We start from the raw sequence: 18,180 nt of genomic DNA on the forward strand, positions 1-18,180 counted from the left end.
ATGCCGCGCGAAAGCCGGAGCTGTCAAGTTCCAGACCGTCGTGGACTGGCCTAATCTTCCTCTCTTGTCGGTTGTGCCGACAAAGGGCTTGACGGCGCGGGGCATCATTGATGGTCTGCGCGCTCGATTGTTCCCCTTTTGAGGTTTGCCATGTCCATTTCCTCCGAGAGCCATTCCAAGCGTCTCGACAAGCTTGCCGAGACGGCCGTGAAGGTCGGCCTCGGTCTCGCGCCCGGCCAGGAATTGGTGATGACGGCCTCGATCGAGGCCCTGCCGCTTGTGAGACGGATCACTGAGCACGCGTACAAGGCCGGTGCGAGCCTGGTCACCACCCTGTTCTCCGACGAAGAGTCGACGCTGGCGCGCTATCGCTTCGCGCCGGATGCCGCTTTCGACACTGCCTCGGGCTGGCTGTTCGACGGCATGGCCGCGGCCTTCGACCGGGGCGCCGCCCGCCTCGCCATCGCCGGCGAGGACCCCTCGCTGCTGGCAGGCCAGGATCCGGCCAGGATCGCGCGGGCCAATCAAGCGCGCTCGGCCGCCTACAAGCCGGCACAGAAGCGCATCGTCGGCTTCGACATCAACTGGAATATCGTCTCCTACGCGTCATCGGCCTGGGCCAAGGCCGTGTTTCCCAACGAGCCGGAGGAGGTTGCCGTCGCCAGGCTGTGGGACGCCATCTTCGCCGCCTCCCGCATCGATTCGAATGACCCGGTCGCCGCCTGGGCGGAGCATAATCACAACCTGCATGCCCGCGCCGCCTATCTGAACGACAAGCGCTATGCCGCCCTCCACTATACCGGGCCGGGCACCGATCTCATCATCGGCCTCGCCGATGGGCATGAATGGCTCGGCGGCTCGTCCAAGGCCAAGAACGGCATCACCTGCAATCCCAATATCCCGACGGAGGAAGTCTTCACCACGCCGCATCGCGACCGGGTGAGCGGCTATGTCTCCTCCACCAAGCCGCTGTCCTATCAGGGCACGCTGATCGACAAGATTGCCGTGCGCTTCGAGGAGGGACGCATCGTCGATGCCGACGCCGCAAGCGGCAAGGACGTGCTCGCCAAGGTGCTGGAGACCGATGCGGGGGCCAGTCATCTCGGTGAAGTGGCGCTGGTGCCGTTTTCCTCGCCGATCTCCCAGAGCGGCCTGTTGTTCTACAACACGCTGTTCGACGAGAATGCCGCCAGCCATATCGCGCTCGGCCAGTCATACAGCCAATGCTTCGTCAATGGCGGATCGCTCAGCCCGGAAGAGCTGGCAGCGCGCGGCGCCAACAACAGCCTGATCCATATCGACTGGATGATCGGCTCGGGCGAGATCGACATTGACGGCATCGGTGCCGACGGCAAGGCCGAACCCCTGATGCGCAAGGGCGAGTGGGTGTAGCCGGCTCAGCTCTTCGAATAGCCCAGGCTGGCCTCGAGGTTCTCGAAGGTGTCGTCCATGGCGTAGCTGCGCAGGAAAGGCAGCGAGAAATGCCCGAAGCGCAGCGACATCTGGCTTTCCGCCTGCGCTTCGCTCACCTTCGTGATCGCGGCGAGATAGAGGGCGGCGGCCAGGCCGCTGCGGTCCGCGCCGCCTTCGCAATGGATCAGGATGGGTTTTTCCGCATTGCGCAGCAATTGCACCAGGGCGTCCGCCTGGAGGCCGCTCAATTGGCGTGACGCTGACATGGCGAAATCGACATGCGTGACGCCGAGCCGGGCTGATTCGGCGATCTCGGCATCGTACCAGGCGGTGCCGGCATTTCTGCCGCGCAGATTGATCACCGTGCGGATGCCCGCCTCGCGGACATAGTGCCTGAGCCGCCCGGGCGTGGGTTGACCCGAGCGATAGAGCTCACCGGCGACCACGGTGTGGAAATTGCCGCCGAGATATTGCAGGCCGAGATAGGTTGCGCCGACGGCCAGGAGGGCAACACAGGTGAGAACCGCAGTCAGGAGAGCACTCCGCAACCGGGCGGTGCTCATTGCGCGGCGCCCGAAAGGGATTTCATACGCAGAACCGTTGCTCAACCTTCGCCTCCGACCACTTGTCGTCGGCGTGTTCTAGCCCTGTGGAATTAGGGTAGACTTAGGGGGGCCGAGCATGGCCGCCAGGGCCTGGTGCAGGCCGGTGTCGCCGCGCCTGACATTCCCGATGGCCGCCTCCACGTCGATGCGTCCGGCATTGTGGGCATCATACATGTCGGCGACGAGCTGGGCATAGCTCGTACTCAGCCCGCCCTGTGCCAGCGCGGGTAGCCATTGGGCGCGCGGCAGCGCCCGTGCCACGATTTCCCGGCCGGTGAGGGTGGCCAGCGCCGAGGCGACATCCGCCGTGCTGTAGCGCTCCGGGCCCTCCGCGTGAAAGATACGAAGCCCGTCTTTGGCGCCGGTCGTCAGCAGCTGGGCGGCAATCTCTCCGAGGTCGGCGGCCGAGATGGTGGGGAACAGCTTGGTCACGGGATGGTGCAGGCTTGGCAGTACGCCCGTTTCGATCGCCCGCGGTAACAGGCGGGCCCAGTTCTGCATGTGCTCGGCCGATCTTACCAGGGTCAAGGGCAGGCCCAGACCGCGAAGAGCCGCTTCCAGATGGTGGAAGGTCAGGGCAATGCCGGTATCGCGGGTGTGATGGGCGCCATAGTCGGAAATCGCCAGCACGGATCCCGGACCGGCGTTGGCCAGGGCTGCGCTGATCGCCTCGATCGAGGCCTGCATCTCCGCGCTGGCATCGTCGCTGCGCGGGCTGATGGGGCAGATGATCTGAACCGCCTGCGCCTCCCGCAGGGCGTGGTGCAGGGCCTCGCCGTCATGGATATCGGCCATGGCGATGTCGCAGCCGAGGGCTTGCAGGGCCGCCGCATGGCCTGCGTTTCGAATGACGGCCCTCACCGGTGCGCCGAGCCGGCGGAGCGCTTCGATCGAATGGCGGCCGACTTTGCCGTTGGCGCCCAGAATGACGAACATCGTGTCTGTCCTCGCTTGCTGTCGAGGCGCGATTGGAAGCCGTTTCGGCAGGTGTCGTCGCACGCAAAGGGATGGCGAGGAGCAGAAAGGGATGGAAAAAGGGCTCTTTGCGGTCAGGCCGCTCGCTCCCGCCTCAGGCGGACGAGGCCGGCCGGCGTCACGCCCAGGACGCGCTTCATGGCGTGAGCGAGATGGCTTTGATGGGCAAAGCCGGCGCTCAGGGCGACCTGGCTGATCGGCAGTTCGCCATCAGCGAGCAATTGCCTGGCATGCTCCACCCGGCGCCGGATAACGTATTGGTGCACCGGCAGGCCGAACGAGCGCCGGAACAGGACCTTGAGGTGCGGCACGCTGATGCCGGCGATCCCCGCCAACACCGCGAGGGAGAGATTGTGTTCGAGGTGGCTTTCGATGAATTCGACCAGACGATTGCGCTGCCTTGCCGACAGTGTCTGTCTTGCCGAAATGGCGGCCAGCCTCGCATGTCCGTCGATGAGGCGGACGGCAAGGGCGGAACCGAGGCCTTCGGCAACCAGGCGGTCGGTCGGGATCTGCCGCGCCGGCTCGGCCAGGGCCTTGGCAATATATTCGATCCTGGAGTCGCGGCACTGGAAACGCGGTATCAGCCTGACGCGGTCGGAATCGATCTCCAGGTCCTCGGCAGCCTTGCGCAGGAGGGCAGGGCTTACCCATAGGCGCAGGATGGTGCAATCGGCGTCATCCTCCCACTCGCCATCCAATCCTGCCGGAACGATGTCGATATCGCCGTCGGACTGGATTCGGATGTGGCGCTGGCCGTCGCAGCGGCAGGATGCGTTGACCGGCCTGCCGACATGAACGCCTAGCCGATGGAAGGGGGATGCCGGCACCTGTGTGAGGCCGGCGGCAATGTCGCGGCGCTCGACCGCGATGCCGATGGTATCAAGCCAGTCCGCACTCATGATCGCTCCAATCACCAAACCGGATATGCCGATTATGTGGCAACGAAGGAAGCTCACGACCAGCCTGGCCGCGGCATATTTCAGGCCCCTGTCGGGGCATTCGCGATCTCGCCGTCCAGGTGAGCCGAGACCAGGAGTTCGGCCACCAGGCCGCTGCGATCCACCCGATTGGCCAGAGAGAGGGCGATACCATGGCCGTTGGCGATGGATCTAGCGATCGCCAGCCCCAATCCGGTGCCTTCGACGTGCTGCGGCGCGGCCCGGAAGAAGCGTTCGAAGACACGTCCGAGCAGGTCCGGATCGAGCCCCGGCCCGGTATCGGTGATGCGTATCCCACGCCCTTCGTCGATGGTTTCGACCGTGACTTCGCCACCCGGTTGGGTGTAGTGCAGGGCGTTTTCGATCAAATTGGTGAGCAGTGTCCGTAGTTGCCTGGTGTCGCCGGCCAGGGGAACCTCGCTGTTTCGCCGCAAGCTCAGATGCAACCCCCCAGCCTTGGCGATCGGCTCGAGATCGGCCACGCAAGCCTCGGCCAGTGCGCCGAGATCGACAGGCGTGCGTTGCTGCCCGCTGGCACCGGATTCCAGGCGGGCCAGCTGCAGCATCTGGTTGGTGAGATGGGTGGCGCGCCTGGCGCCTGCCTCCAGGTCGTCGAGCCTGGTGTTCAGTTCCTTGCCTCGGGCAAGAGGCCTGAGATTGCCGATCTGCAGGGTGAGAGCGGCGAGCGGGGTACGCAGCTCATGGGCGGCATCGGAGATGAAACGGCGCTGACGTTCCAGCGTCTGCTGCAGACGGGATAGCGCGCGGTTCATCGCAGCAACGAGCGGCAGGACCTCCGAAGGCACGCCCGTCACGGGGATGGGCATGGTATCGGCGACGGATCTCTCCGACAGGGTCGCCGCGATGCGGCCGAGCGGCTTCATCACCACATAGATGACCAGGCCGAGGAAGAGCCAGGCGACAGGGATGAGAATGATGATCGGCAGAACGGCACCGAGGGCCGCATGCTCGGCCAGCTCGGTACGTGCCTCGATTTGCTGGGCGATCTGAGCCGTGCGTTCTCCCTCGGCGAGAGTGTAGACCCGCCATTCATGCCCGGCGACGATCTCGTTCGAGAAGCCGGTACCTTCGCCGCGCGGAATGGCAATGGCGGGATTGGTCGAGCGCATCGGCGCGCCGGCGTCATCCCAGACCTGGACGAGCAGATCGTCCTCGCGGTTGCGGGTGCTCTTGATGGCGGGGCGCAGATTGCGCGCTTCCAGGGCATAGACGGCCACTTGCTGCAGCTGCTTGTCGAGAAAGCGATGGGCTTCACGCCGTACGGCGAAGTAGGAGGCGAGGGCCGCGCCGATGCCGACCACCAGCAGCACGGCGGCGATGGCTGTAAGGCTCGACCAGCGCAACGACATCAGGGAGCGTCCTTTTCGATCATCCAGCCCGCTCCGCGCGAATTGCGGATGATGTCCTTGCCGAATTTCTTGCGGATGGAGTGGATCAAGACCTCGACGGCGTTGCTCTCGACCTCCTCGCCCCAGCCATAGAGGCGTTCCTCCAGCTGGCTGCGCGAGACGATCGCGCCGGGACGCTCCATCAGCACCAGTATCAGGGAAAAGACTCGTGCGGTCAGCACATGGCTTTGGCCGCGATAGGTGACACGATGGCTTTCGAGATCGAGTTCGAGATCGCCATGGACCAGCGTGGAGACGGCCTGGCCGCCATGGCGGCGACGCAGTACGGCGCGAATTCGGGCGAGCAGCTCGCGCATTTCGAAAGGCTTGACGATATAGTCGTCGGCGCCGAGGTCGAGGCCGTCGACGCGATGGTCGAGGTCGTCCCTGGCGGTGATGATCAGGACGGGCGTGGTGTCGCCGGCCCGCCTGAGATCGCGCAGCAATTCAAAGCCGCTCTTGCCGGGCAGGCCGTTGTCGAGCAGGACTACACCATAGCCGTGGCGTTGCAGGGCGGCCTCGCCGTCGGCACCGTCCCGGGCCCAGTCCACCGCCATGCCGGCATCGCCGAGTGCCTGCAGCAGCGCCTTTCCGATCATCGGGTCGTCCTCGATCAGAAGAATGCGCATGGGGCCGCCGTGGAAACAGGGTGAACTCGGCGAGGATGGCAATCAATTGAGGGCTGATCAAGGAAACGCCCCAGGAACGTCCTTGGAGCGCGCCAGGTATTCCCGCCTACTTCGTCCCGTAGATGCGGTCGCCGGCATCGCCCAGGCCCGGCACGATATAGCCGTGGTCGTTGAGATGGCTGTCGATCGCCGCCGTCCAGATCGTCACGTCGGGATGGGCCTCGCGCAGATGCTTGATGCCCTCGGGGGCGGCGAGCAGGCAGACGAAGCGGATGTCCTTGACGTCGCGGGCCTTCAGCCGCTCGATGGCAGCGACGGCGGAGTTGGCCGTGGCCAGCATCGGGTCGAGCACGATCACCAGGCGCTCCGCCACATCAGGCGGGGCCTTGAAGTAATATTCCACGGCCTGCAGCGTGGCGGGATCGCGGTAGAGACCGATATGGGCGACGCGGGCCGAGGGCACGAGGTCCAGCATGCCTTCGAGGAAACCCTCGCCGGCACGCAGGATCGGCGCCAGTACCAGTTTCTTGCCGGCCACGCGCGGCGCCTGCATCTTGGTCAGGGGCGTCTCGATCTCGACCATTTCCAGCGGCAGGTCACGGGTGACCTCGTAGCAGAGCAGGCGCCCGATCTCGTTGAGTAACTGCCGGAACCCCTTGGTCGAGCGATTCTTGTCGCGCATCAAAGTGAGCTTGTGCTGCACCAGCGGGTGATCGACGACTATCACGCCTTCCATCGGAGTTCCCCTTCTTCACATTCTGCCCTTACCTAGCCGATTTCTCGGCCGGGGTAAGGCATCATAATGCGCCTTCCACGCCTTTCATCGCCCTCGGCGTCAGGTTGTGCCTCCGGTCTTCCTCTTTTTGTCGGCTTGCCTGCCGAAAAATCTGGCGTGAAACTTGCTTCTGGCCGCCGTCCATGCAGGATGCTGCCCGCAACAAGACTGATAATCAGGATCGTCCGCGTTCATGGCGTTGTCGCAAAGGCTTGAGTTCCGCCAGACCCAGTCGCTGGTGATGACGCCGCAGTTGATGCAGGCGATCAAGCTTCTGCAACTGTCCAATCTCGATCTCACGGCCTATGTCGACGCGGAATTGGAGCGCAACCCGATCCTGGAGCGCGCCGATGGTGAGATCTCGCGCGAACCCGAGACGCTTGCGACAGCGCCTGTCGATCCCGCCGCGGGCGATTGGCTGAAAGATGACATGGCGCCCTCCCGCGAGGCGATGGAGCAGGGGCTCGGCACCGATCTCGACAATGTCTTTCCCGACGAGCGGCCCGCCGACAGGCAGGAAGCGCCGGCGGCGATCGAGCAGCTAGCCGGGAGCGATCCCTATGTCTCGTCCTGGTCGAATGTCGGTGCGGGCGGCCATGGCGGTGACGATGACGTCAATTACGAGAGCATGGCCGCGGCCGGTATTTCGCTGGCCGATCATCTGGAGACGCAGCTTGATCTGGCAACTCGGGATCCCAGGCACCGGCTGATCGGCCGCTTCATCATCGATATGATCGACGAGAGCGGCTATCTCGTCGGCGATCTGGCCGATCTGGCCGAACGCCTGGCGGCGGCGCTCCAGGAGGTGGAGGCCGTGCTCGCCATCGTGCAGGGCTTCGAGCCGAGCGGTGTCGGGGCTCGTTCGCTGAAGGAGTGCCTGGCGCTCCAGCTCAAGGAGCGCAATCGGTTCGACCCGGCCATGGCCGCACTGCTCGACAATCTGGAGCTGGTGGCCAAGCGCAACATCCCGGCTCTCCGGCGCCTATGTGGTGTCGACGAGGAGGACGTGACGGAGATGATCGCCGAACTGCGTGGCCTCACGCCCAAGCCAGGCCTGGCCTTCGGCTCCACGCCGGTTCAGCCGGTGGTGCCCGACGTCCTCTTGCGCGCCGCACCGGACGGGACCTGGATGGTGGAACTGAACCCCGACACCTTGCCGCGCGTGCTGGTCAATCAGAACTACTATGCCCGCGTGGCACGGACGGCTCGTAGCGAGACGGACAAGACCTTCCTGACCGAGGCCTTGCAGACGGCAAACTGGCTGACCCGCAGCCTGGAGCAGCGCGCACGCACCATCCTCAAGGTCGCCACCGAGATCGTGCGCCAGCAGGACGCCTTCTTCTCCCTCGGCGTGCAATATCTGCGTCCGCTCAATCTCAAGACCGTGGCTGATGCCATCGGCATGCATGAATCGACGGTGTCGCGCGTTACCGCCAACAAGTTCATCGCCTCGGCCCGCGGCCTGTTCGAGCTCAAATATTTCTTCACCGCCTCGATCTCCAATGCCGAAGGGGGGGAGGCACATTCGGCCGAGGCGGTGCGCCATCGCATCCGCCAGATGATCGATGCCGAAGCACCCAATGCCATCCTCTCCGACGACACCATCGTTGCGTTGCTGCGCAAGGACGGCATCGACATTGCCCGGCGTACCGTCGCCAAATATCGCGAATCCATGCGGATCGCCTCCTCGGTGGAAAGGCGGCGGGAGAAGGCGGGACGATGATGAGCGGTTTGCCGGTCCTGCCCTTAGACGGCCGCCAGTCCGCCGCGGCCCTGACGATCCAGCGCGGTGCCAGCCGGCTCCTGCGCCAATACGGCCTGACGCCAGTACCAGAGGTGACGCTGCCCAATGGCCGCCGCGCCGATCTGCTCGCCGTCGGCCGCAAGGGCGAGATCTGGATCGTGGAGATCAAGTCCTCGGTGATCGACTTCCAGGTCGACCACAAATGGCCTGATTATCTCACCTATTGCGACCGGCTGTTCTTCGCCGTCGGTCCGGATTTCCCACTGGCTCTGCTTCCCGAGGAAGCCGGCAGCATCGTGGCCGACGCCTATGGCGGCACATTGCTGCGGGACGCTCCCGAGCAGCGCCTTGCGGCGCCGACGCGCAAGGTCCTGACCCTGCAGCTCGCCCGCCTGGCAGCAGGACGGCTGCATCAGGCCATGGATCCCGAAGGTGCGTTCGGTTTCGGCGAATGACGTGCCCGAAGGCGCTATTGCCCGGCAAATGAGGTGATGAGCGCCACCAGCTCCGTATCCTGGCCGTTGAAGCCATGATGCGCGCGGGACCGGCAGGGATTGCCGGTTTGCAGGCCGCCCTCCAGCCATTTCACCGTGACCCGCTCGCCGGCCCAGGCCTGGAAGGGCGCGACGCCGGCCGGCCTGGTGAAGCGGCAGCCATCCTGCCGGTGATGCACCACGAGGGTGGGAGGCAGCCGCCTGGGGGAGCCGAGTATGGCCATGACGCTCGGGGAGGGACCGGACTCCTTGCTGAGGAAAGCTGAGGTCAGTACCAGTCGGTCCGGCTTGGCGCCCTTTACCAAGCCTTCGGCGGCCCGGGGCGTGCCGGCGGAGGTGGCCACGACCGTGACGGGCCGCTTGAGGCCTGCCATGGTTTCGACCGCTGTGGCGAGGTTGGTGCCTTTGTCCACGAGCAGGACGTTATAGCCCTTGGCGGCAAAGGCGTCGCGGTTGCGGATGAGCACATTGTCGGCACCGCTGCGAAACTGGCCGTTGGGCCCGACATCGAGCCGGCCGTCACCGCCGGTGAGCAGGATGAGGTTGCCCTTGGCATTGGCATGACGGATCAGGATGTTTTCGATGCCGGCAACTGCCACGGTCTCGCCGCCGCTGGCAATCGGGGACGTCTGGGCGAAAGCGAGACCGCTCGGTGGCAGCAGACCCAGGGCGCAGAGTGCCACGGCCACCCATCCGCGAAGCGATGTGTTCCGATTCATGATTCGAAATGTCCTTGTTGTGGCTCATCGATAGGAAACAAGGGTTGCGGCTGGATTACGGGAGTGGGGAGCGACGACAGCAGGCAGCAGCAATTTTACATCCCTGTCTTGCTCCGCGGCCGTCGGTCATGATCTATGAAGCAAAGGGGCATATGGCCCGGGAGGAGCAGTTCCATGGATATGAGCGGTTCGCAGCGCATCGAGGCTTCGCGCGAGAAGGTCTGGGAGGGCCTGAACAATCCCGAGGTCCTCAAACAGTGCATTCCGGGCTGCGAAGCGATCGAACTGGTCTCGCCGACCGAGATGACCGCCAAGGCCGTGCTGAAGATCGGGCCGGTCAAGGCCACCTTCAACGGCAAGGTGACGTTGTCTGACCTCGATCCGCCCAATGGCTACACCATTTCCGGCGAAGGCCAGGGCGGCGTCGCCGGCTTTGCCAAGGGCGGCGCCACCGTGCGTCTCGAGGCCGATGGCGAAGAGGCTACAATCCTTCACTATGACGCCAAGGCCGATGTCGGCGGCAAGATCGCCCAGCTCGGCGCGCGCCTGATCGATGGCACGGCCAAGAAACTCGCTGGCGATTTCTTCGAGAAGTTCGGCCAGGCGATCTCGCCCAAGCCGGAAGGCGAGGAAGCCCCCGCCGAACCGGAAAAGAAGGGCTGGTTCGGCCGCAAGAAGTGAGCCGTTCGCTCGTTCTCACGCAGGTATGAAGGGAAGGCCCAGCAAGGCCTGCACGAAGACGAAGAGCGTGACTGCTCCATAGGCGAGCGCGGCGGCGCAGACAATGACAGCGGCAATGCGGCCGCTGGCCCAGCGCTCTGCAATCAGGCCCAGGACGGGCATGATCTGCAAGACGTGCAGGCCGAGGAAATGAGCCACCCGCAGGTCGCCGCCCGTACGCGACCAGCCGAAGATCGGCACGCCCGTCGCGTCCGTGCGCGCGCCGCCGATCCAATGGCCATTGCCGGCGGAAAGAACGCTGCCCGAGCCTGCGCCGAGCACGAAAGTGAGCGTTAGCCCGAGCAGGACCGACAACCAGAAGGCGGTCGACCAGGCTTGCGGGCGGTGTCGCAGCAGCAAGACTGCCAAGGCAGGGCTCACGGCCGTGAGCGTCACCGCGCCGATGCCCATCAACGTGTACATCAGCCGGTGGAAGGGATCGGCCACGTTGTAGTGCGAGGCGAGGCCCTGCGCCGCTTGCAGCATGATGTAGCCGATCTCGAACGTGCTCGCTGCCAAAGCGAGGACGACGAGGACCCGCACCGCCCGCCCGTGGCGTGCCTGTTTCGGCAAGGCGCCGACGAACCAGGCCACGGTCAGGAGATAGAGGCCGACCGAGAGCTGGAATTTCAGCGGCTTGATCCAAACGGAGATGCCGTTGAGCATCCTGTCGTCGATCATCAGGGCCGCGAGGGTCGGGACCATCAGCGCCAGGATGACGAAGCCGCCGCGCGCCAGCCGGCGCTCGCGTCGAAGCAGATCATCCGCCACTCTCCAGGCAAGCGCATGGGGACGGCAGGCAAGGCGCAGGCTGGAGATGTTCGTCGTCATGCGGGTTCTCCTTGACGGCGGGAGAAGCCGCGGAGCCAGACGTTGCGCAGGGCCAGGAAGGTCAGGAAGCCGACGGGACCGAATAGGAAAGTGAGGGCGAGACAGGGCAGGACGGCCAGCTGCGGCACTCCGGCCCGTTTCGCCTCGCGCACCTCCCAGGCTCCGATCAGCAGGTCGAAGGCGAGGTAATGCAGCCAGCCGGCCAGGAGCAGGCCGCGATGGCCGAACAGCGCGGCGACATCGCTGAGAGAACCAAAGCCGCCTGCAGCTTCGCCCCAGAAGCGAAGGAGCAAGGCGGCATAGGCAAGGCCAAGCGCGATCGGAATGATTCTGCCGGCAATCGCCTGGGCCAGGGCCGGACGCAAGGGAGAGAGGGCAAGGACGATCCAGCCACAGAGAGCGAGGATGCCAGCCCAGGAAAAGACGTTGTCGAGCGTGAAAGCTTGATCGAGAGTCATGTCGGCATCTCCAACTTGACAGTGTCAAGATAAGGATGGCAGCAATTTTGACATTGTCAAGATCGTGATGGATAGTGATGCCGACCCTACGGTGCGGCGCGGTGGTGTTGATGATGCGGAGCGAAAACGAAGTGGAGCAGGAATCGACGGCGCACAAGGCTAGCTATCATCATGGTGATCTGCGGGCCGCGCTGCTCCTCGCGGCTGAACTCGTCCTGGCCGAACGGGGTGTCGAGGGCTTCACCCTTCGCGAATGCGCCCGGCGGGCGGGCGTCTCCCATGCCGCTCCCGCGCATCATTTCGGTGATGTCGCCGGTCTCCTGACCGCGGTAGCGGCGCTAGGATTCGAAACGCTCACGCTGTTCATGCGCGAGGCCCGCGCTGGCATCGACGAGCCCCAGGCCCGATTGCGGGCGATCGGCCGCGGCTATGTCGCCTTCGCCCGCCGATATCCGGAGAGGTTCCGGCTCACCTTCAACCGGCATCGGCTCAACATCGAGGATCCGGCCCTAAGGGCTGCCGGGCAGGAGGCCTTCGCCGAGCTCGAGACCGCGATTCGCCTGGTAACCAGGGCGGGCGAAGGCCCGCTCGAGGGCGAGCGGCTCGACACCTTGCTGCATGTCTGGTCGCTCGTGCACGGCTATGCCCATCTCCTGCTGGCGGGGCAACTCGACCGGCCTCTCAAGGGAGGAGGAGACGGGGCTTTCGATGCCGCCCTGGAAGGCGTGCTGGCCCGGCTGACAGCCCAATAGAGGCAGCCCGCCTGGGGTGGTCCCCGGGAAGACCTAAACTCTCCTGAAGGTGAAATAGGCGCCGCGCCGGCCCTCCCGCAATGCCTTGGCTTCGTAGCGGGTGGAGCGCCAGCCGTCCCAGGGCGTCAGCCAGTCGGCCTGGCGCTCGGCCGTCCATTCGAAGTCGGACGAGCGTGCCACGCGCGCCAGGGCATAGGCGGCATAGTCGTCAATGTCGGTGGCAAAACGCAGTTCGCCCCCAGGCCTGAGAGCATGGGCCAGATGCGTCAGCATTTCCTCGCCCAGGAAGCGTCGCTTGCGATGGCGGCGCTTGGGCCAGGGATCGGGATAGAGCAGATAGATGCGCCCGATCGAGCCGGCCGGCAGCCAATCCACCACTTGCTTGGCGTCGTTGTCCCACAGGCGAATATTGGCAAGCCCGTTCTGCTCGATCTGGGCCAGCATCTTGGCGGTGCCGTTGACATAGGCCTCGCAGCCGATGAAGCCGATGTTCGGGTTCTCGCCGGCACGCTGGGTGAGGTGTTCGCCGCCGCCGAAGCCGATTTCGAGCCAGACGTCATCCACAGGCCCCGGAAACAGGCCGGCAAGGTCGGCGGGAGCCGGGGCGGTCAGGTCGAGGCGCAAATGCGGCAGCGCGCCGGACATCAGGTCTGCATGCCCCGGCCGCAAGGTCTTGCCCTTGCGGCGGCCGAAGAAAGCGCCATGGCCCCGAGACGGGGCATCCATACCGTCGCCGAACTTGTGCTTGTCGTCTTCAGTCACGACCCATACCCACCGAAGCAAAGCGCTATGAAAAAAGCCTCTCCCGGCGAGCGGGAAAGGCTTTGTGTCTATTGTCGGCCTCGGATCAGGCGCGCACGGCCTTCTTGATCGCGTCGGCGAGGTCGGTCTTCTCCCAGGAGAAGCCGCCGTCGCGGGCCGACTTGCGGCCGAAATGGCCATAGGCGGAGGTGCGGGCATAGATCGGCTTGTTGAGGTTGAGGTGCTCGCGGATGCCGCGAGGCGTCAGGCTCATCACGTCGCGCAAAGCCTTCTCGATCTTCTCCTCGGCGACATTGCCGGTGCCGTGCAGGTCGACATAAATAGCCAGGGGCTCGGACACACCGATGGCGTAAGCGAGCTGGATGGTGCAGCGGTCTGCCAGCTTGGCGGCGACCACGTTCTTGGCGAGATAGCGTGCCGCATAAGCCGCCGAACGGTCGACCTTGGTCGGGTCCTTGCCAGAGAAGGCGCCACCGCCGTGGGGAGCTGCGCCGCCATAGGTATCGACGATGATCTTGCGGCCGGTCAGGCCGCAATCGCCGTCCGGACCGCCGACCACGAACTTACCGGTGGGGTTGACGTGCCAGACCGTATCCTTGCCGATCCAGCCTTCCGGCAGGGTCTTGCGGATATAGGGCTCAACCAGCTTCTTGATGTCGCCGGAGGTCAGAGTCTCGTCGAGATGCTGGGTGGAGAGCACGATCTGCGTCACGCCGACCGGCTTGCCGCCCTCATACCTCACCGTGACCTGGCTCTTGGCATCGGGGCCGAGCATGCCGAGGTCACCCGACTTGCGGGCCTTGGTGATGTCCTCGAGGATCTTGTGGGCGTAGTAGATCGGAGCCGGCATCAATTCCGGCGTCTCGCGGCAGGCATAGCCGAACATGATGCCCTGGTCGCCGGCGCCTTCGTCCTTGTTGCCGGAAATGTCGACGCCCTGGGCGATATCGGGAGACTGGCCGTGCAGCAGGACCTCGATCTTGGCCTTCTTCCAGTGGAAGCCTTCCTGCTCATAGCCGATCGCCTTGACGGCGCGGCGGGCGGCGCTCTTGATCTTGCCCTTGGTGATGGTGTCGGGACCGCGATATTCGCCGGCGATCACCAGGCGGTTGGTGGTGGCGAGGGTTTCGCAGGCGACGCGCACCTGGGAGGGATCCATTCCGGTCTTCGCCGCCTCGCGATAGAACAGGTCGACGATTTCGTCGGAGATGCGATCGCAGACCTTGTCGGGGTGGCCTTCAGCGACCGACTCGCTGGTAAACAAATAGTCGGAACGGGACACGAATGTTTCTCCACGCCAAAATGGAACTTGGTATCGTCCCGTTTTGGCGAGGGTAGGCTTCGCCGTCAAGCGGCAAATCGTACGTTTTGTTCGTTTAAAGGAACGCTGGAGCGATTTTCCGCCGCGTACGGCGGTTTGGTGGCATCACCAAACCGCACAGGGCGCATCGAAACCAAAGGGCGCCGATGGGCGCCGCTTCGCGGCTCAGGCGGCGTGTTCCTGGCTGAGCGTGGAGACGAGGTCGACGACCCGGCGCCGCACCTTCGGATCCTTGATGCGGGCAAAGGCCTTGTTCAGCTGCAGGCCTTCCGTGGTCGACAGGAACTCGATGACATGGGAGGTGTCGCTCTCACCGGCATGCTCAGCCGTATGCACGGAGCCGGTTTCTGGCGGCAGGCCTTCAAAGAAGAAGGAAATGGTGACGCCCAGGATCGAGGCGATCTGCTGCAGCCGGCTCGCACCGATGCGGTTGGTACCCTTTTCGTATTTTTGTACCTGCTGAAAGGTGAGGCCAAGCGCCTCGCCGAGCTTCTCCTGGCTCATACCCACCAAGACGCGCCTGATACGGACGCGGCTGCCAACGTGCTGATCAATGGGATTAGGAACTTTCTTGATCATAATATTAACTCCAGGTCACTAGCAAATATTTGAAAATACAGTGACGAATTTGAAAATGAATTGCGGCCGTAACGTGGCGGAAGCGCGGCGCGCCAGAGATACAATTGCGGCGGCGCAATCTGAAGTAGTTCAAATGCATCCTGCAACCAGCAGGGAGACTATACCTCCTTATGCGGGAAAATCCAGTCGGTCTCGCGCCTTCCGCTTGGCGCGGTTGTAACAAATATGTGTTATCGGGGCTGTCGGCGTCGGTTCAAGCAACCAAGGCCGGCGCCGATTAAGGCAATCAGAAACAATGCGGTAACAATGCCGGTGCCGGCCGTGGCGAACACCGGCGGTGGCAGGGTGGTGGGAAGCCGCGAATCGAGAACGCCGCTGGTGCCCAGCGGCAGGCTGGCGACGATGCGCCCCACCGGATCGATCACCGCGGAAACGCCATTGTTGCCGGCGCGGACCAGGGGGAGCCCTTCCTCGATCGCGCGAGCCCTTACCTCGGCGAAATGCTGGTAGGGACCCGGGGTGATGCCGAACCAGGCATCGTTGGTGACGTTGAGCAGCCAGCCGGGGCGGTTGGTCGGATCGATCACCTCGCCCGGAAAGATTGCTTCATAGCAGATGAGGATGCCGGCGGGCGGCGCGTTGGGAATATCGAGCGTGCGCAAGCCCGGACCCGTCGAAAAGCCGCCGCGCTGCTTGGTCAATTGCTCGAAGCCGAGGGATTCGAGCACGGACTGATAGGGCAGATATTCGCCGAAGGGGACGAGGTGCACCTTGTCGTAATTGCCGATGATGGTGCCGGTGGCGTCGATGACATGCAGGGAATTGAAGAAGCGCCAGCCGCCGTCGTCGAGATTCTCCTCCGCCCGGCCGGCGCCCGTCAGCAGCACGGCCTTGGGTGCAACCAGGTCCCCGAGCACCTTGAGGGCTTCGGGATCCTGCGCCACCAGGAAGGGGAAGGCCGATTCAGGCCAGATCAGATGGGTTGTTTTGGCAAGGCCGTCACTGCCGTCGGCGGCCGGTTGGCGTGACAAGGCCAGATAGCGCGTCAGCACTTCATTGCGCAGGGCCGGATTGAACTTGGCGTCTTGCGGCAGATCGGGCTGCATGATGCGCAGTTGCACTCCGTCGACGAAACCGGTGGGGTGCTGGCCAAGCCGCCACACGCCGAAGGCGGCCATCGCGACCAGAATGGCGACGGACAAGACCGGCCAGCGCCAACCACCCCGCCGCACCAGCGCCGCCGGCGTGGAGAACAGGACGAGCGCCACGAGTGTGAGCCCATAGGCTCCGATCAGGGACAGGCTCTGCGCCAGATGAAGCTCCTCGGCGAGCGCGTAGCCGAACAGGTTCCAGGGAAAGCCGGTCAGGATATGGCCGCGCAGCCATTCGCAGGCAGCCATTGCGGCGGCAAAGGCGAGGATGCGGGCATTGCCCTGCGACCACAGCAGGCGCGCCAGGGCAAACCCGGCCGCGTGAAAGAAAGCAAGGCCGGCAGGCAGGAGCAGCACGGCGAAGGGCAGCAGCCAGGCGAACTGATCGGCATCGACGAGGAAGGCATTGCCGATCCACCACAGCCCGGCCAGGAAATAGCCGAAACCATAGCACCAGCCGAGCCGGGCCGCCGCGCCGATGCTGCGCCAGAACCCGGGAGCCGGGTTCTCCGGCGGGAAGACGATGCCATCCAGCAGCCAGATCGCGACCGGAAAGCTGACGGCCAGCACCGGAAAGGCATTGAAGGGCGCCATGGCCAGCGCCGCCAGGGCGCCCGCCAGGAAGGCGACGGCCATGCGGCGCCAGCCTTTCAACCCGGCCAGGCGAGACGCAAGCGCAGCGATCACGTGGCGCCGTCGCCGCTGGTTTCGCTCGCCGGGCTCCGCTCGCCATTGGTGGCAATGGCCGCTTCATCGCCGGCAGGCGTCAGCTTCTTCTCGCGCTTGCGCCCATCGCGCGGCCTGACGATGCCGCTGCCGGCCGTGTGGATGCGCACCCGTTTCACCCGGCGCGGATCGGCATCGAGAATTTCGAATTCGAGCTGGCCCGGCCCCTGCACGATCTCGCCGCGCACCGGTACGCGGCCGGCCAGCGTCACCAGCCAGCCACCCAGCGTATCGACGTCGGCCTCGATTTCGTCCTCATGCATCTCCAGGCCGATGGCGGCGGCGACGTCGTCGAGATCGGCACGGGCATCGGCGGTGAAGATGCCCTCGCCCGAGGCGACGATCATGTCGCCATCATCCTCGTCATGCTCATCCTCGATGTCGCCGAGCACGATTTCGACGATGTCCTCCATCGAGACCAGGCCATCCGTGCCGCCATACTCGTCGATCACCAAAGCGAGCTGGGTGCGGGTGGCCTGCATCTTGGCGAGAAGGTCGATGGGGGGCATCGAAGGCGGCACGAACAGGACGTTGCGCGTCAGCGACTTCACCGAGCTCAGCGGCGTCGAGAGGGTAATGTTGCCCAAGGCGAGGGCGGCCTCCCTGGGCGAGGGTTTGGCGGTCTCGCCGTCCTTGGCGAGGTCGCTCTCGCGGACCTTGCGGCTCCGCCGCGCGGCGATGGCGGCCCGCGACGCCAGCCAGGCCACGAAATCGCGGATGTGGACCATGCCGCGCGGATCATCCAGCGTCTCGTTATAAACGGGCAGGCGCGAATGGCCCGCCGTCTGGAATACCTTGAGCAGGTCGCCCAGCGAAATGTCGAGCGGCACGGCCACGATGTCGGCCCGCGGCACCATCACATCGTCGACACGCTTGCCGCGCAGGCCGAGGATGTTCTTGAGCATGGCACGCTCTTCGGGGGAGAAGCTGGAATCTTCCGCAGCGCGTGAATTCTCGAGTGCATCGGCAAGATCGTCGCGGATGGAGGGCTGGGATCTCAGCCCAAGCGCGGACTTGATCCGTCCCAGCAGGCCTTCGTGCTGGGGCTCCTGGGAGGCGCTGGGTTGGCTGCTACTTCGATCGTTGCTGTCGGACATGGCTCTGTGTGTTAGAGGCTGTTATGGACCGTGGATGGGGTTTTGACGTGAGCGATTTTGGCCGAGGATGTCCGCACTT

19 protein-coding genes are annotated in these 18,180 nt (G+C 64.7%); 5 read left to right on the forward strand and 14 right to left on the reverse strand.

Going from position 1 to position 18,180, the window contains the following annotated elements:
• Window positions 1-150 precede the first annotated feature (150 nt).
• A complete protein-coding gene (locus tag AB4037_RS00920) occupies window positions 151-1,392 on the forward strand; it encodes an aminopeptidase (RefSeq protein ID WP_441770222.1) in 1,242 nt (413 codons plus the stop codon).
• A 5-nt stretch (window positions 1,393-1,397) separates the two neighbouring features.
• Here the strand turns inward: AB4037_RS00920 and AB4037_RS00925 are convergent, their stop codons facing one another.
• From AB4037_RS00925 to upp, 6 genes are all read right to left on the reverse strand, one after another.
• Complete coding sequence (locus tag AB4037_RS00925; protein ID WP_434957943.1) at window positions 1,398-1,976, reverse strand: phosphatase domain-containing protein; 579 nt, start codon at window positions 1,974-1,976, stop codon at window positions 1,398-1,400.
• 78 nt (window positions 1,977-2,054) lie between these two features.
• Window positions 2,055-2,954 (reverse strand): NmrA family NAD(P)-binding protein, encoded by a 900-nt coding sequence (locus tag AB4037_RS00930; RefSeq protein WP_441770223.1) that lies wholly within the window; start codon window positions 2,952-2,954, stop codon window positions 2,055-2,057.
• A gap of 113 nt (window positions 2,955-3,067) precedes the next feature.
• A complete protein-coding gene (locus tag AB4037_RS00935) occupies window positions 3,068-3,895 on the reverse strand; it encodes a helix-turn-helix transcriptional regulator (protein WP_441770224.1) in 828 nt (275 codons plus the stop codon).
• A gap of 80 nt (window positions 3,896-3,975) precedes the next feature.
• On the reverse strand, window positions 3,976-5,304 hold the full coding sequence (locus AB4037_RS00940) for an ATP-binding protein (RefSeq protein ID WP_434957940.1): 1,329 nt from the start codon (window positions 5,302-5,304) through the stop codon (window positions 3,976-3,978).
• Entirely contained in the window at window positions 5,304-5,972 is a 669-nt protein-coding gene (locus AB4037_RS00945) for a response regulator transcription factor (RefSeq protein ID WP_434957939.1), read from the reverse strand. The genes AB4037_RS00940 and AB4037_RS00945 overlap by 1 nt, the downstream gene beginning before the upstream one ends.
• A 106-nt stretch (window positions 5,973-6,078) precedes the next feature.
• On the reverse strand, window positions 6,079-6,708 hold the full coding sequence (gene upp, locus AB4037_RS00950) for a uracil phosphoribosyltransferase (protein WP_434957938.1): 630 nt from the start codon (window positions 6,706-6,708) through the stop codon (window positions 6,079-6,081).
• 232 nt (window positions 6,709-6,940) lie between these two features.
• Here upp and rpoN point away from each other — a divergent pair, with 232 nt between their 5' ends.
• Together rpoN and AB4037_RS00960 are read left to right on the forward strand one after the other, a co-directional pair.
• A complete protein-coding gene (gene rpoN, locus AB4037_RS00955; RefSeq protein WP_441770225.1) occupies window positions 6,941-8,470 on the forward strand; it encodes an RNA polymerase factor sigma-54 in 1,530 nt (509 codons plus the stop codon).
• The gene (locus tag AB4037_RS00960; protein WP_441770226.1) at window positions 8,467-8,946 is read left to right on the forward strand and encodes an MmcB family DNA repair protein; all 480 of its coding nucleotides are present in this window, start codon (window positions 8,467-8,469) and stop codon (window positions 8,944-8,946) included. Before rpoN ends, AB4037_RS00960 begins: the two co-directional genes overlap by 4 nt.
• A 14-nt stretch (window positions 8,947-8,960) precedes the next feature.
• Here AB4037_RS00960 and AB4037_RS00965 read toward each other — a convergent pair whose 3' ends face one another.
• Window positions 8,961-9,704: an alpha/beta hydrolase gene (locus AB4037_RS00965; protein WP_441770227.1), complete on the reverse strand. Its 744-nt coding sequence runs from the start codon at window positions 9,702-9,704 to the stop codon at window positions 8,961-8,963.
• Window positions 9,705-9,878: 174 nt separating this feature from the next.
• Between AB4037_RS00965 and AB4037_RS00970 the strand changes: the two genes are divergently transcribed.
• Window positions 9,879-10,385, forward strand: coding sequence for an SRPBCC family protein (locus tag AB4037_RS00970; RefSeq protein ID WP_434957935.1), 507 nt, complete (start codon window positions 9,879-9,881; stop codon window positions 10,383-10,385).
• A gap of 15 nt (window positions 10,386-10,400) precedes the next feature.
• Here the strand turns inward: AB4037_RS00970 and AB4037_RS00975 are convergent, their stop codons facing one another.
• Both AB4037_RS00975 and AB4037_RS00980 read right to left on the reverse strand, forming a co-directional pair.
• Entirely contained in the window at window positions 10,401-11,255 is an 855-nt protein-coding gene (locus AB4037_RS00975) for a hypothetical protein (RefSeq protein ID WP_441770228.1), read from the reverse strand.
• Window positions 11,252-11,713 carry an ABA4-like family protein gene (locus AB4037_RS00980; RefSeq protein WP_441770229.1) on the reverse strand — a complete coding sequence of 154 codons (462 nt, stop codon included), beginning with the start codon at window positions 11,711-11,713 and terminating at the stop codon, window positions 11,252-11,254. The genes AB4037_RS00975 and AB4037_RS00980 overlap by 4 nt, the downstream gene beginning before the upstream one ends.
• A gap of 77 nt (window positions 11,714-11,790) precedes the next feature.
• On the opposite strand from AB4037_RS00980, the gene AB4037_RS00985 reads away from it, so the two are divergent.
• On the forward strand, window positions 11,791-12,465 hold the full coding sequence (locus AB4037_RS00985; RefSeq protein ID WP_441770230.1) for a TetR/AcrR family transcriptional regulator: 675 nt from the start codon (window positions 11,791-11,793) through the stop codon (window positions 12,463-12,465).
• Between the two features lie 33 nt (window positions 12,466-12,498).
• Here AB4037_RS00985 and trmB read toward each other — a convergent pair whose 3' ends face one another.
• The 5 genes from trmB to AB4037_RS01010 form a co-directional block, all read right to left on the reverse strand.
• On the reverse strand, window positions 12,499-13,227 hold the full coding sequence (gene trmB / locus AB4037_RS00990; RefSeq protein WP_441770231.1) for a tRNA (guanosine(46)-N7)-methyltransferase TrmB: 729 nt from the start codon (window positions 13,225-13,227) through the stop codon (window positions 12,499-12,501).
• Between the two features lie 85 nt (window positions 13,228-13,312).
• A complete protein-coding gene (gene metK / locus AB4037_RS00995) occupies window positions 13,313-14,509 on the reverse strand; it encodes a methionine adenosyltransferase (protein WP_434957931.1) in 1,197 nt (398 codons plus the stop codon).
• 204 nt (window positions 14,510-14,713) lie between these two features.
• Complete coding sequence (locus AB4037_RS01000; protein ID WP_434957930.1) at window positions 14,714-15,127, reverse strand: helix-turn-helix domain-containing protein; 414 nt, start codon at window positions 15,125-15,127, stop codon at window positions 14,714-14,716.
• A gap of 230 nt (window positions 15,128-15,357) precedes the next feature.
• A complete protein-coding gene (gene lnt, locus AB4037_RS01005) occupies window positions 15,358-16,914 on the reverse strand; it encodes an apolipoprotein N-acyltransferase (RefSeq protein ID WP_441770526.1) in 1,557 nt (518 codons plus the stop codon).
• Between the two features lie 47 nt (window positions 16,915-16,961).
• On the reverse strand, window positions 16,962-18,101 hold the full coding sequence (locus tag AB4037_RS01010; protein ID WP_441770232.1) for a transporter associated domain-containing protein: 1,140 nt from the start codon (window positions 18,099-18,101) through the stop codon (window positions 16,962-16,964).
• Window positions 18,102-18,180: the final 79 nt, after the last annotated feature.

It is taken from the genome of Labrys sp. KB_33_2, assembly GCF_052114505.1.
Taxonomy (GTDB): domain Bacteria; phylum Pseudomonadota; class Alphaproteobacteria; order Rhizobiales; family Labraceae; genus Labrys.

Excerpts from the sequence above, each read along its gene's own strand:
- AB4037_RS01000 (WP_434957930.1), bottom strand. The coding sequence starts at position 15,127 with ATGATCAAGAAAGTTCCTAATCCCATTGATCAGCACGTTGGCAGCCGC.
- AB4037_RS00970 (WP_434957935.1), top strand. The coding sequence starts at position 9,879 with ATGGATATGAGCGGTTCGCAGCGCATCGAGGCTTCGCGCGAGAAGGTC.
- AB4037_RS00940 (WP_434957940.1), bottom strand. The coding sequence starts at position 5,304 with ATGTCGTTGCGCTGGTCGAGCCTTACAGCCATCGCCGCCGTGCTGCTG.
- AB4037_RS00980 (WP_441770229.1), bottom strand. The coding sequence starts at position 11,713 with ATGACTCTCGATCAAGCTTTCACGCTCGACAACGTCTTTTCCTGGGCT.
- AB4037_RS00925 (WP_434957943.1), bottom strand. The coding sequence starts at position 1,976 with ATGAGCACCGCCCGGTTGCGGAGTGCTCTCCTGACTGCGGTTCTCACC.
- AB4037_RS00935 (WP_441770224.1), bottom strand. The coding sequence starts at position 3,895 with ATGAGTGCGGACTGGCTTGATACCATCGGCATCGCGGTCGAGCGCCGC.
- AB4037_RS00960 (WP_441770226.1), top strand. The coding sequence starts at position 8,467 with ATGATGAGCGGTTTGCCGGTCCTGCCCTTAGACGGCCGCCAGTCCGCC.
- AB4037_RS00965 (WP_441770227.1), bottom strand. The coding sequence starts at position 9,704 with ATGAATCGGAACACATCGCTTCGCGGATGGGTGGCCGTGGCACTCTGC.
- AB4037_RS01010 (WP_441770232.1), bottom strand. The coding sequence starts at position 18,101 with ATGTCCGACAGCAACGATCGAAGTAGCAGCCAACCCAGCGCCTCCCAG.
- rpoN (WP_441770225.1), top strand. The coding sequence starts at position 6,941 with ATGGCGTTGTCGCAAAGGCTTGAGTTCCGCCAGACCCAGTCGCTGGTG.
- AB4037_RS00985 (WP_441770230.1), top strand. The coding sequence starts at position 11,791 with ATGCCGACCCTACGGTGCGGCGCGGTGGTGTTGATGATGCGGAGCGAA.
- AB4037_RS00975 (WP_441770228.1), bottom strand. The coding sequence starts at position 11,255 with ATGACGACGAACATCTCCAGCCTGCGCCTTGCCTGCCGTCCCCATGCG.
- AB4037_RS00920 (WP_441770222.1), top strand. The coding sequence starts at position 151 with ATGTCCATTTCCTCCGAGAGCCATTCCAAGCGTCTCGACAAGCTTGCC.
- AB4037_RS00945 (WP_434957939.1), bottom strand. The coding sequence starts at position 5,972 with ATGCGCATTCTTCTGATCGAGGACGACCCGATGATCGGAAAGGCGCTG.
- upp (WP_434957938.1), bottom strand. The coding sequence starts at position 6,708 with ATGGAAGGCGTGATAGTCGTCGATCACCCGCTGGTGCAGCACAAGCTC.
- lnt (WP_441770526.1), bottom strand. The coding sequence starts at position 16,914 with ATGGCCGTCGCCTTCCTGGCGGGCGCCCTGGCGGCGCTGGCCATGGCG.
- AB4037_RS00930 (WP_441770223.1), bottom strand. The coding sequence starts at position 2,954 with ATGTTCGTCATTCTGGGCGCCAACGGCAAAGTCGGCCGCCATTCGATC.